This is a genomic window from Paenibacillus radicis (ex Gao et al. 2016), assembly GCF_014641555.1.
Taxonomy (GTDB): Bacteria; Bacillota; Bacilli; order Paenibacillales; family Paenibacillaceae; genus Pristimantibacillus; species Pristimantibacillus radicis.
Genome location: NZ_BMHY01000005.1, coordinates 500,828 through 513,583, shown reverse-complemented (window position 1 = coordinate 513,583; position 12,756 = coordinate 500,828). Strand labels below are relative to the sequence as shown.

The window sequence follows — 12,756 nt, the reverse complement described above, 5'->3', positions numbered from 1 at the left end:
CTCCCGTTAACCGCCTGCGCTCGTATAGCCTCTTAGCATTCGATTCCAATAATAGACGCTAAGCAGCAGAAACAGGCTAACCGGCACTAACGCCCATAGCGCTTCCAGACCGCTGCGGCCCAGCAAGGCAGAAGCCGGTACAAAAGCAATCAAGCCAACTGGCAGCACGTAGGTCAATAGATTTTGCAGCGACTTGGCGAAGATGGTGCCGGGATACATCCCAAAGCTCGTTACCGCATCAAAAATATCAAACACACGGCTGCTGCCGACCCAGCGGAACAGCATCCCCGACAAGAACAAGGACACCGCGCATAATATAGCGATTGAAGCGATAAACAGCAGCCCAAATTGCAGCCACGCCCCTAGAACAGGCTGCGACATGCCGCTAAGCGCAAAGCCGAAGATAACCGCTCCGCTGAACAATCGGCCGAAGTCGTCGGGATCAAAGCCGGTTAGCATCGCCATCAGCATAACGGGACGAGGCCGCAGCAGCAGCAGATCAAACGTGCCTTCGCGCACATGGTGAAGCGTCGTTCCCACCATGCCGAAGAAGAATGGAAAGGCTATTCCTTTCGCTAGTGCGAACACGCCTTGAATGAGCAGCGCCTCATGCATCGCCCACCCTGGGAACGACGCTCCTGAGCTATAGATGAGAAGCGTCACGAACGGAACGACCAGATCCCCCGCGACGAGCAGCAATACGCTAAGGATAAAATGACTCCTATACGCCATCTGCTCCGCGAGCTTGGTCCGCAATACGGCGCCCAGGCAATGAATGATCCCCTTCACACTCCCACCCCCGTAAACCTTCTCATCGCCGCTCCGTACAAAGCAAGCATGACCGCTCCGGCAAGAAGAACGGCAGCAGCTTGCAGCCCCACCGCTTGCTCAATCGACAGCCGGATACCGGCAAGCTCATAGTCCCCGATATAGACACGGGTCGGCAAGTAGGTAATGAACTGAAACGGCAGGAAGAACAACACCTTCTGAAGCACTTCCGGGAAAAAAGACAACGGCAGAAATACGCCTGCGCTTACGTCCTTCAACAGCAGAAATACTCTGCGTACACCTTCCGCCCGAACGAGCCAGAATGCCGTAAGCCCTACACAATAATTCACGATAAAATTCATAAGAAAGCTGAGCAGGATTGAAATCACTGCCCAGAAAGGCGATGCCGGCTTCAGATTGACGCCAAAGACGAAAATAAATAAGGCCATCACCGGCAGCACCTCAATCCACAACGCCAGCGAGCGGTGGCCGATCTTTTGCGAAAGAGCGAATAGCCAATGAGGCAGCGGCCGCAGCGCGAAGGTCACGAATTTTCCGCTGCGCACCAGCATTTGCAAATTCCAGTCGGCGAAATCGAACGCGATATAGTGAATAAGCGTCGCCACCCCGTAATACGCGAGCATCTGCGAATAGGTCAGCCCGTTAATCGTCTCCCGTCCCTCGAACATGGCAGACCAAATAAACACCTGAACGAGGAAGAGCACCGGCCCGACCAGTAAAGAAGCCGCCATATGCGACCGGAACGCAGCCCATTCTTTATAGGTCGCGAAGCCGATCGATTGGATGATGGCGGCAAGCCTTCTCATAGCCAACCGGAGCCAAGGATGCTGTGCGTGCCGTCAATGGCTTCCGGGCACCAGTCGATATTGGAAGGCAGAAAGTATATAGTAACGGCTTGTCTAATAGGATCAATTAGCAGCTTGGAGCGTCCCGCTCCTTCATGCCCGTAGGAGCCCTGCGGCAGCCATTCATCCGGTCTCGTCAGCGAAGTGCCGATTCCATAGATGAATTGGCTGTATTGAGCTCCCCATGAGTGAGCCGGAATACCGCTGCCCAGCGTGTTTTGCGACATTTTCTCAATGGACTTGCGGGACAGCACCCTTACTCCATCAAGATGGCCGCCGTTCAGAAACATCTGTCCGAACCGGAATAAATCCTCAAGCGTGGAATATAAGCCGCCGCCAGCTCTTGGAGGCGCGTAAGTCCGGTCGCCTTTTTTCTCCAGCCTCTGCACGTCATAATCATTCGTGACGCAAACCTCATGATGCAGCTCTTTCGGCACCTCGAAAAACGTACGCGACATTCCGAGCGGCTGTGCAATTTCTTCAATAATATACTGTTCGTAAGGCTTGCCGCTTGCCCGCGTGATAATTTCCCCCAGCATGGAATAACCTGCGGAGGAATACATCCATTGTTCACCGGGGGATGCGATTGGCTTGCCGGATAATACCGCCTTAATCCACGCGCTGCGGCGCATCTTTTCTGCCTCTTCAGCGTCTGTTACCGCAAATCGGCCTTTCGTGTCCGGCTCAAAAGCGAACAGTACATTCCACCAGCCCATTGGATACGGCTCTTGGAAGTAACTCGGATCGGCCTGCACTCCTGATGTATGGGTAAGCAGATGCCAAATTTGGATCTTCTCGTACATCGGGTGTTTAAATTCTTCAATCCACTCCGATACCGATTGGCGCAGGAAAAGCTTGCCCTGTTCAATGAGCTGGAAGATCGCAACCGTGGTGAACAGCTTGGTCACCGAAGCGACACGGCGAATGGAATTCATCTGCAGCTCGTTAGAGTCCGAGGCATGCGTTAGTGGTCCAAAAGCATTGCTGGCGGACACCGATCCGTTTTGCGCGATCAAATAGGATGCGCACTGCAGCTTTTCCTCTTCAATCATCGTTTGAAGATGACGTTCCAGCCGGCCTAGCGCCTCCGGATCAAATCCGGCTGCCGGCTTTTGAATGCGAGTTGTTGCATCTATTAAAGACATAGACTTCCCTCCGTCGTCAGATAAGGATGTGTCATTATAGTAATCCCGACCAAGCAATCGCCCGCGGCGTTACGACCGACTCGTTTCTGAAGCCTTTAGCGCTCGGAACGAAGAAAGTAAAAATAAGTTCTTCTGCCGGGTCTACATAAAGACCGGAAGGGCCATAGCCCTCATGAGAGAACGTCCCTTTACTGCATAGATCAAAGTGGTCCAGCGACCAGCCTAATCCGAACTGATAATCGGTCTGACGGCCTCCCCAGCCGTTATTGACAACTCCGCTTAATTGGTTCGTCGTATGGAGACCAACAGCCCGTGTGGATATGATCCGGCTGCCGCCAGCTTCTCCGCCATTCAGCATCATTTGACCGAATCTGGTCAGATCCTCCAACGTGGAGTATAGACCGTTCCCAGCCCTAGGCGGAAAATCAGCATCAACTGCCTTCGGATTCAGCACCTGCTCGAGCTCCCATTCATTCGTACAGCACACTTGGCTGCGGAATTCCTCCGGAACTTGCATAAACGTTCTATTCATGCCTAAAGGCTGCGTAATTTCATCACGGATATATTCGTCATAGGATTTGCCGGAAACTTTAGCGATCACTTCCCCAAGCAATACAAAGCCGCTAGAATTATAGATCCATTCTTTGCCCGGTTTGTTATGCACAGGTCCTGCCAAAAGCATCGTAATCCAGCCGATTCCGCTGTTTTGTGTTTTCATTTCGCGTACAGCCCACTCATACCACGGTAAGCTGTAAGGCTCCATATGGAACCCCGGATCTCCCTGTAAACCTGACGTGTGCGTCAACAAGTGAAAGATCGTGATGCCTCGGTGCATGTCCGTATTAAACTCAGGTAAAATGCTGCTTACCGATTGATGCAGAGCAAGCTTGCCCCGATCGATTAGCTGAAGGACCGCTACCGCTGTAAACGCTTTAGTAATAGAGTAAACCTTACGCAAGGAGTCCGGTTCCAGGTCCGGGCTATTCTCGTCCGGCAGCAGCTTTCCGAGGGATCGGTTAGCGAATATTTTGCCTTTTCTGGACAACATATAGCTGGCTGCTTGAATTGTGCCTTTGCTGATCAGATCCATATAATGCGCATCGAGTCTGTCCAGCGTCTTCGGGTTGTAGCCGACTTCCTTCGGGCTTGCATCTGTCCAGCCCTCATGATTCGATATCGTCGTTTGCATGTCCAAACACCCTCCCTTGATTGGGGATTCATGGAATATAAAACACATTTTCCACTTTAAGCCATTTGTTTTAGGGTGTCTATCTCTTTTTTAGTTTCATTGAGCGGACATTTGCGGAATAGCGAAGCGGTTTCGCTATTTTATGAAGCCAGATTCGCTGTAGGGCGGAATACGAGGGGATCGACTGGGCGCAGCGAACTAAATTTCGTTACTTGCGAACCTAGGTTCACCAACTGCGAAAATTGGTTCGCTATCGCTTTCTAGCAGTGGCAAAACACCTGCTGCAACGAAATTCGGTTCGCTATTTTGCGAAGCCGCTTCGCTAAGTTGAATCGCCATACGCTCCAGCCTCTTGCGTTTAGGTTCATTGGGCGGATTTTCACAAACAGCGAAGCAGCTTCGTTATTTAACGAAGCCGGATTCACTGTAGGAGGAAGTACAGAGAGGTTCACGGAGGGCAGCGAACTAAATTTCGTTACTCGCGAACCTAGGTTCTCCAATAGCGAAATTTAGTTCGCTGTAGCCTTGCAGCAGTGGCGAAACACCTCCTGCAACGAAATTCGGTTCGCTATTTTGCGAAGCCGCTTCGCTAAGTTGAATCGCCATACGCTCCAGCCTCTTGCGTTTAGGTTCATTGGGCGGATTTTCACAAACAGCGAAGCCGCTTCGTTCCAGTAACTTCAATCCCTTTCACTGCTATGCTCGCCAGCGTTTGGCGTAGAGAGCAAACAAGCAACATCAAAAAAGGACTGCGCAAAGTTATTCCTCTGCACAGCCCTTTTTCTACTTTACACATTACCGCCTCTTACCCCTGCGGCACATATTTGCGAATGTCTACGCCGAGTCCTTCGGACAGGCGCGTACCAAGCTCTACGTTAGCACGGAAAAAGTTGCAAACGGCGCGGAGCTGGATGTCCTCGCTCGTCTGTGACAAATCGCCGATGAGATTGTTCACCAGATTGCTGCGCAACTCCGGCGTCAACGACAGGTAGCGATCACCCGCTTGGGTGAAATCGTCGGTTTTGTCGATGCGCTGGCGGCCAGCCGACCCTTGAAGCGGAGCATAGCTGTCCTTATAAGCCGCGTCCTCCTTCGGACTATCCGAAGCACTATTCGGCTCGTAATTGACTGGTGACGGATCAGCCGACATCGTCATCGCGCCGTCACGCTGATGGTTGCGGGCCGGTGCATACGGGCAGTTGACCGGAATGTTCAGATAGTTGGCACCAAGCCGGTAACGCTGCGTATCCGGGTAGGAGAACAACCGGCCCTGCAGCAGCTTATCCTCGGAAGGCTCAATGCCCGGCACAAGCGCACTTGGCGCAAATGCGGATTGCTCCACCTCGGAGAAGTAGTTGATCGGATTGCGATTCAGCGTCATCGTTCCGACCTTTTGCAGCGGGTACATATCCTCCGGCCATACTTTGGTCGGATCAAGCGGATCAAACGCATAGCGATCGACATGCTCGGTCGGCAGCAGTTGAACATACAGTTCCCATTCCGGATGGTTGCCAAGCTGGATTGCTTCATACAGATCGCGAGTCGCATGGTTGAAATCCTGCGCTTGCTTAGCCGATGCTTCCTCTGCCGTAAAGTTGCGCACACCCTGCTTCGATTTCCATTGATATTTCACATAGATCGCCTTGTCCTCAGCATTGATCCATTTGAAGGCATGGACGCCAAAGCCGTCCATCTCCCGGTAGCTCGCAGGCGTTCCGTCATCCGAGAACAGCCATGTCATCATATGCGTGGATTCCGGTGTCAGCGTCATGAAATCCCAATAGCGGTTAGGATCTTGAATGTTGGTATCCGGTGCAGGCTTGAGCGAATGCACCATATCCGGGAACTTAATGGCATCACGGATGAAAAAGACAGGCAAATGATTGCCGACAATATCAAGATTGCCTTCTTCCGTATAAAATTTAACGGCAAAGCCGCGCGGATCGCGGGCCGTCTCAGGCGAACCCGTTCCGTGAATAACGGTCGAGAAGCGGACAAATACCCGCGTCTCCTTGCCTGCTTCCTGCAGGAAGTGTGCTTTCGTATACGCCTTCATGCTGTTCTCTGTGCGGAACACGCCATGTGCCCCCGCGCCCCGCGCGTGAACGACGCGCTCCGGAATCCGTTCGCGGTCGAAATGTGCGAGCTTCTCCAGCAGATGATAATCTTCAAGCAGCGCAGGGCCGCGCTGACCCGCCGTCCGGGAATGCTGATTGTCGCCAACAGGCGCCCCTTGATTCGTTGTTAAACGGTTGTCCATGTGCATGACCTCCAAGTTATATTTAGACTTGATCTAAATCCTAATATAGTAGAGTTTAACGTGAGCACACGTTGTCTGTCATGAACATTAGATGAAGGTAAAATGAAGATTTCATGAGCAAACTAGTGCGCTCACGCCACACAAGGCTGGAGGCTGGAACTTTTGGCTAGCGAGCTAATCCGCAGGTGAATCGTGTCGTCGTTACTTCGATGATTAATAGGCTATCTATCAATTCCAATCAACCCTCCGCAAGCCGATAGCCTGCGCCTCGAACCGTTACAATATATAGCGGCGCGGCAGCGCTGTCGCCAAGCTTCTTCCGCAGCGACTTGATATGGACGTCAACCACATTGCTGCCCCCGAGAAACTGGCTTCCCCAGATGGCATTGAACATCGCTTCCCGGCTTATTACCCCGCCATCTGACGTCACAAACATCAGCAGCAGCTCGTATTCCGTTTTCGTCAGATCAATCCGTTTCTCTCCCCGGTACACGATCATTTTCTTCAGATCAATGGACAGGTCCTTAAAATTGTAGCTCGATTCCAAAATAGAACCGCCGGATGGCGTCCGCTGCTGCAGGATGCGATTGATTCGACGCAGCGCAGCCATTGGCTCTCCCGGCCATACGAGCAGCTCCGCCCCCTCTGGCAAAGAATGCGAAGCGACTTTGGCCTGCTCCCCAATCAGGAACAATAGCGGGATGCCATGTAGATGAGCGGTCTGATTCAGCCCTGCACGAAGCGCATCTACCGCGTCTGGATTGAGCAGCGGGTGGGGCGTTGCGTCAAACAGAATGAGCTCCGGCTGCAGGCTGCTCACAAACGCTTTGTTCAGATCATGCAGCGTAAACAGATCGAAGCAATCCGCCGCCAGCAAGCGCAGCAAATTATGCATTCTCTCCGGGAAGGGGCTGACCGCCATCACTCTTTTCGTTAACGAGCAAGCCATCTGTCCCCCCGGTAAAACATCCTCTTCGCTAGCATATGAAGGAGCCTGGCCGTTCATGACGTCAGCCTGCTCGCTAAATTCGCCTCCGGCATTTATTGGCTGGCGCATGATTCACACATCCCTTCGAGTACGACATCGGCATGCAAAACTTTAAATTTTGTTTCCTCAGCCACACGGCTCACCCATTCCGCCGGCAATTCCGTCAGCACTTCCTCTACGCGACCGCAGCTTTTGCATACAATATGCTGATGTTCATCCGTCCGGGCATCATAGCGGGATGCCGTCTCGCCCAGCTTGAGCTCTCTGATCATACCCGCATCGGTCAAATAGCGAAGCGAATTGTAGATCGTGCCATAAGCAAAGCTGCGCCCTTCTTCGCGAAGACGCTCCATAATATCTGCTGCCGTCGGATGATCATGCGATTGCTGAATCACTTCGAGAATGGCTTTGCGCTGTATAGTTAAATTTATTTTGGACATCTTCTATTCATTCCTTATATTTTGATTTAGACTAAGTATAAATCTGTAGCAGCTTATGCGTCAACCGCGGTTACTAACTCCCCCCTCTCTCTTGTCACTTGTCACTTGCCACTTGCCACTTGCCGCCTGCCGCCTGCCGCCTGCCTCCTATTAAACTGTGAACTATTTCATACTTTAGTATGACGAAAAATAGATTAGTCTAGAGCTAAGGAATCATTTTACGCAAAAAGCCTTTTATTGAATTATCTGAATATTTACAAAATTATAATAATAGGTTATTATGAAGGCAACCCAAACGAGAGGGGATAGTCCATTGGAGTAAGTTAGCGAAGCATGTCTAACGAATAGGGAAAGGAGTTTATCGAATTTCCGAAAATGGAGGCATGCGGGGAACCCGGCTAATGGCAAGGTGAAACATTCATTTTTCAAAATCTGAAACGACGATAATAAGCAGTACTTACCCAATTGTTCGAGCAAATCTGAGCAACGCAAGTTGTAGAATGGAGTGTTAAAGTCAATTGAATAGCAGCTTTGCCGAAAGGTAAAGGGATTCCGGTTATCATGGATAAGCGGAATCCCTTTTTGTGTTGGTTACAGTATCGGCGATAGCAGACGGCTGATCGACTCTTTGAATCGGTTCATCAGCGGACGCTTGCTGTACTTCTCAATCGTCAGTTCCTCGCAATACAACAAGTCCTCTTCGAAAATACGCTGCAGCTCAGCAGCGGTTGTGCTGTCATACAGAAACGCGTTCATCTCGAAATTCAGTTTAAAGCTGCGAATATCGATATTCGCAGTACCGACCGATGCGACCTGACCGTCGATGACGAGCGTCTTCGCATGCAGAAAGCCTTTTTCGTACAAGTAACACTTTGCCCCGCCTGCAAGCAGTTCGCTAACGTAGGAGTGAGTCGCCCAGTAGACGAAGAAGTGATCCTGTTTGCTAGGAAGCATCACCTTTACTTCTACCCCTGAAAGAGCGGCGATCTTGAGCGCCGTCATTAAGCTCTCGTCCGGCACGAAATACGGCGTTTGTAAGCTGACGCTTTCTTTGGCTGAATAGATCATTTTAATGTAGGCGTCTTTAATTTGCTGGTATTCCGAATCAGGCCCGCTGGCTACGACCTGCATCCCGATTCCGCCATCGCCAGGCTTGAACCTTGGAAAATAACGCTCATTCAGATCGATCATCCCTTTGGACGCCATGTTCCAGTCCATCAGAAACTGAGCTTGCATCTGCTGCACGGCCTGCCCTTTCACACGCAAATGCGTATCCCGCCATTCTCCGAAATATTTGCTCCGACCCAAATATTCATCCCCGATATTGAAGCCGCCAATATACCCCGTGAAACCGTCTATAATGACCAGCTTACGGTGATTTCGGTAATTCAGCTTCATATTCAAATAAGGAATTCGAGAAGGGAAAAAGGCCGCCGCATGCCCGCCTACTCCGGTAAGCTTCGCGAAAAATTTCCTAGGCAATCCCTTGCTGCCAATATGGTCATACAGAAAACGGACCTCCACGCCCTGCTTGACCTTCTCAATCAGTGCATCCAGCAGCCGATTGCCGATCTCGTCATTGCGCACAATATAATAGACAAGGTGAATATGATGCTGTGCGGACTCAATATCGCGAAGCAAAGCATCGAATTTACTGTTGCCATCGGTATAAATCTGGACGCTGTTGTTCTGCGTATACAGCGAATAGCTACCGACCAGATTCATTAATATCATGTCGCGGTAAGCCGACATTCCCGGATCATGAAAAGCGAAGTCACGCTGCTCCAGTTGAAGTTTTTGTCCCTCCACTGTATCTTCAATAATCCGTTGACTGTCCCGAAGCAGCTTGTTCAGCTTTCGCTTACGCAGCTTCTGGCCAAGAATCAAATACAGAATGAAACCGATAACCGGAATGAAGTACAAAATCATCAGCCAGGCCCAGGTTGAGCTGGCGTTCCGACGCTCCAGAAAAATGACGGTTATCGCCAAAAATATATTCAACAGGGTGAAGATCGAGAAAATATCCTGAATATTCATGGAAATAATACCCCTCACTAATAGTAGCCCGCTGATAGAAGCTCGTATAAATCATACTAGATGGGCGGGGGATGTTCAAATGAACGAAGTATACGGCTCATCCCTCTTCAAAATAACCAATTTTTCCTAGCTAATGACAACTTGTCTGCCATGACTTGATTATTACATGCGACAAGCATGAAAAATGTGCTACAATTTTCAAAAAGAGAATCGGATTACGCTGCTTCCCATGCGGCGGATCGGCTGGGAGGGAGCCAACTATGGATTTACGCAAACTACGCATCGATGAGCCTGTGCTCAGCACCTTCAGCGAGGAACGCGACGAGTACGAGAGGGATTACGCACGGCTCATTCAATCACCCGCTTTTCGCCGGCTGCAAGGAAAAACACAAGTATTCGGCGCTGGCTCGGGCGACTATTACCGGACTCGGCTGACGCATTCGCTTGAGGTGTCGCAAATCGCTCGCGAGGTCGCCAGAAGACTAGGCAATCAATATGAGTTTCTGTCCAAAAAAGAACATCCCGGTCTCGTTCTGGACCCGTCTGTCGTCGAGATCGCGGCGCTGGCTCATGACCTCGGGCATCCCCCTTTCGGTCATAAAGGTGAAGAAGTGCTCAATCGGCTGTTAATGGAAGAGCACGGGCTCGCCTATGAGGGCAATGCGCAAAACTTTCGTATCTTAATGTTTTTAGAAAAAAGGGCCGGCAGCGGAAGCGGACTGGATCTGACAGCCGCTACGCTGCTGGCCACGAATAAATACCCGTATTCGCTGGATGAACCCGGCAGATTGAAGGGATTATACGCCTCGGAATGGCATGAGATCAAGCATCTCCGGGATGCTTGGCAAATGCCGGAGGGCTGCACCACACTGGAAGCTCAGCTTATGGACTTATGCGATGACATTGCCTACTCTACCCATGATATTGAGGACGGCATTCGCGCAGGTAAAATTCAGATGAACCGGACGTTTTTCGAAGACAGCCGCCTCATTGACAATCTCGTACAAGAAATCGTCGAAGACCAGGGCAACATGGAGGTTGGCTGGGATCAAGTTGATATCCCTGCGATGGTCAAGCAGGTGTTAGCGGACTATCTGCAGCAATGGGAGGAGCTATACGCCCAATACGACCATGAATCGTCTCGCACACGCCGGGAGATGAAAGCCAGATGGGTAAGCGTGTTTGCCGGTAAAGTGGGCATTATCGACGCTCCATCCAAAGGGTGGAAGAAGGTAACCTTCGTCGAAAGCGGTCATCAGGATCTGCAGATGCTGCGCACGATGGAAATATTGAAGAAGCTGGCTTGGGTGACTCTCATTAAAGACTTCCGTGTACAGCGTCTGCAAAAACGCAGCGAAATTATGATTCGCCGGCTGTGGGATAGCTTTAGAGTTCCCGACTACGGCCGATTGATTCTGCCGCCTGACTGGGTAGCCAGCTATGACCACCACAAGCAGCATTGGAGTTGGCCTCGCTTCGTTGCCGACTATATTTCCGGCATGACCGATGCTTATGCTGAAAAGGTCTACGCCGAATTGTACGCAAGCAAATCCGGCTCAATCTACGAAATGGATTAGCATCGCCTTCATGCCATATCCCATCCCGTACGGGGCAAGTATAAAACGCTCCTTACCTTGTCTATCCTATAAACGGAGGAGGTGATGGGACCATGGCAAAAGATGTGCTTTGCGAAGTCAATTCCTGCAAGTTCTGGGCTGCAGGCAATCATTGCGGCGCTTCCTCGATCTATGTGGTAAGCAACCGCGGCAAACAAGCGAGCAACTCAGAAGAAACAGACTGCAAAACATTCGAATCAAAGTTGTAAAAGGCAAGCTCAACGTAAAATGCGAAAAAGCGGCGCGGCCGCCTGTGTCGGGATGGACAATCCCTAACATCAGGCAGCTGCGCCGCATTTGTTTTGCAGCTTATTTATTTGCTGACTGGAACCGCATTGAAGTACTCCTCAAGCGTGATCCCCTTTTCCGCGATTTCTGTAGAAATATCGGTCCCTACATAACGGAGGTGCCATGGCTCGTATTTGTAGCCAGTAATGCTTTCCTTGCCATCCGGATAACGGATAATGAAGCCATATTCGGCGGCATGATCGGCCAGCCATTCCGCTTCAGGCGTTCCGCCGAAGCAATCCGATGCGGCGCATTTGCCGTCGCTTCCAGAGACGTCGATGGCAAGCCCAGTCTCATGCTCACTCGTGCCTGGGAAGGCGCTATAGGTTTTCGCTTTTTCCAGACCGTCTTTTTTCACATAACGCTCGAACAACGATTTTTGAGTGGCATGGGAACGATACGCAGATACGCCAGCCAAGTAGATGTTGTCCTTCTTAGCCCCTGCGAACATATCCTCCAGCGCGTCTGCCGCTTCCTTGCGCATTTTGCGCTTATCGATCTTCTCCTTAAATGTAAACGGAACGTCAGGATAAACGAGATTAGCAGGCTTATAGTTTTCCGGCAGCTTGTTCTGCTTGTTTACAAGAGCTGCGATGCTCTCCGGCTGTGCGACAACCGCGATGCCGGAATCGTCTTTGGCCGGCGCCTTGGTTGGCTTATTCGTTGGCTTCGCCGGTTTCTCCGTAGGTTTGTTTGTCGGAGTCGGCTCCGTTGTTTCCGCCGGAGGAGCCGTAGGCTCGTCCGATGGCTGAGCAGGCTCATCTGTTGGAACAGGCGTCCCTGTCGGCGCTTCGGTTGCCGGATTATTCGTCGCTTCCGCCGTATTCTCGGGAGGGGAGGCAATTGAGTTTTCATAACGTATCATCATAAAGGCAGCTACCGCAATTACGCATACGAGAGCAAACCATAGTGTCGTTCTTCTGCGTTTTTTTCTCATTCGTTGGTTCATGATGCACTCCTTACGTTTAGTCATATAGTAAACTAGCAAAACACTCTAGCTCTACTATAAACGAGGAGCCGCTTAATGTCATGGATTTTCGACATATTTTGCACAACCACGCGGTTTTTTTCATGGTGGCCGAGGTGACTTTTGCCTTTGACATCCGGATATGAAAAGGAGCATAATAGGAATAAATTATTTGTAAATTGAGCACTGGAA

Annotated in this window: 13 protein-coding genes; 2 read left to right on the top strand and 11 right to left on the bottom strand. The window is 50.8% G+C overall.

Annotation, left to right across the window (positions count from 1 at the left end):
- Positions 1 to 6: 6 nt before the first annotated feature.
- From IEX98_RS16250 to cls, 10 genes are all read right to left on the bottom strand, one after another.
- Positions 7 to 789, bottom strand: coding sequence for an ABC transporter permease (locus IEX98_RS16250; protein WP_229692217.1), 783 nt, complete (start codon positions 787 to 789; stop codon positions 7 to 9).
- On the bottom strand, positions 786 to 1,595 hold the full coding sequence (locus tag IEX98_RS16245) for an ABC transporter permease (RefSeq protein WP_188890299.1): 810 nt from the start codon (positions 1,593 to 1,595) through the stop codon (positions 786 to 788). The genes IEX98_RS16250 and IEX98_RS16245 overlap by 4 nt, the downstream gene beginning before the upstream one ends.
- Positions 1,592 to 2,779 (bottom strand): serine hydrolase domain-containing protein, encoded by a 1,188-nt coding sequence (locus tag IEX98_RS16240; protein WP_188890232.1) that lies wholly within the window; start codon positions 2,777 to 2,779, stop codon positions 1,592 to 1,594. Before IEX98_RS16240 ends, IEX98_RS16245 begins: the two co-directional genes overlap by 4 nt.
- Positions 2,780 to 2,813: 34 nt before the next feature.
- Positions 2,814 to 3,968 (bottom strand): serine hydrolase domain-containing protein, encoded by a 1,155-nt coding sequence (locus IEX98_RS16235; protein WP_188890231.1) that lies wholly within the window; start codon positions 3,966 to 3,968, stop codon positions 2,814 to 2,816.
- Positions 3,969 to 4,166: 198 nt separating this feature from the next.
- A complete protein-coding gene (locus tag IEX98_RS16230) occupies positions 4,167 to 4,307 on the bottom strand; it encodes a hypothetical protein (protein WP_188890230.1) in 141 nt (46 codons plus the stop codon).
- A 126-nt stretch (positions 4,308 to 4,433) separates the two neighbouring features.
- Positions 4,434 to 4,574, bottom strand: coding sequence for a hypothetical protein (locus IEX98_RS16225; protein WP_188890229.1), 141 nt, complete (start codon positions 4,572 to 4,574; stop codon positions 4,434 to 4,436).
- 199 nt (positions 4,575 to 4,773) lie between these two features.
- Complete coding sequence (locus IEX98_RS16220) at positions 4,774 to 6,228, bottom strand: catalase (RefSeq protein ID WP_308421800.1); 1,455 nt, start codon at positions 6,226 to 6,228, stop codon at positions 4,774 to 4,776.
- Positions 6,229 to 6,466: 238 nt separating this feature from the next.
- Positions 6,467 to 7,285 (bottom strand): winged helix-turn-helix transcriptional regulator, encoded by an 819-nt coding sequence (locus IEX98_RS16215; RefSeq protein WP_188890227.1) that lies wholly within the window; start codon positions 7,283 to 7,285, stop codon positions 6,467 to 6,469.
- Positions 7,270 to 7,656, bottom strand: a complete 387-nt coding sequence (locus IEX98_RS16210; protein ID WP_188890226.1) for a Fur family transcriptional regulator — start codon at positions 7,654 to 7,656, stop codon at positions 7,270 to 7,272. The genes IEX98_RS16215 and IEX98_RS16210 overlap by 16 nt, the downstream gene beginning before the upstream one ends.
- 591 nt (positions 7,657 to 8,247) lie before the next feature.
- Positions 8,248 to 9,693 (bottom strand): cardiolipin synthase, encoded by a 1,446-nt coding sequence (gene cls, locus IEX98_RS16205; RefSeq protein WP_188890225.1) that lies wholly within the window; start codon positions 9,691 to 9,693, stop codon positions 8,248 to 8,250.
- Between the two features lie 260 nt (positions 9,694 to 9,953).
- Here cls and IEX98_RS16200 point away from each other — a divergent pair, with 260 nt between their 5' ends.
- A complete protein-coding gene (locus tag IEX98_RS16200; protein WP_188890224.1) occupies positions 9,954 to 11,270 on the top strand; it encodes a deoxyguanosinetriphosphate triphosphohydrolase family protein in 1,317 nt (438 codons plus the stop codon).
- Positions 11,271 to 11,362: 92 nt separating this feature from the next.
- Complete coding sequence (locus IEX98_RS16195; protein WP_081735450.1) at positions 11,363 to 11,518, top strand: DUF1540 domain-containing protein; 156 nt, start codon at positions 11,363 to 11,365, stop codon at positions 11,516 to 11,518.
- 104 nt (positions 11,519 to 11,622) lie between these two features.
- On the opposite strand, the gene IEX98_RS16190 is transcribed toward IEX98_RS16195, so the two are convergent.
- Entirely contained in the window at positions 11,623 to 12,546 is a 924-nt protein-coding gene (locus IEX98_RS16190) for a M15 family metallopeptidase (protein ID WP_229692216.1), read from the bottom strand.
- Positions 12,547 to 12,756 lie beyond the last annotated feature (210 nt).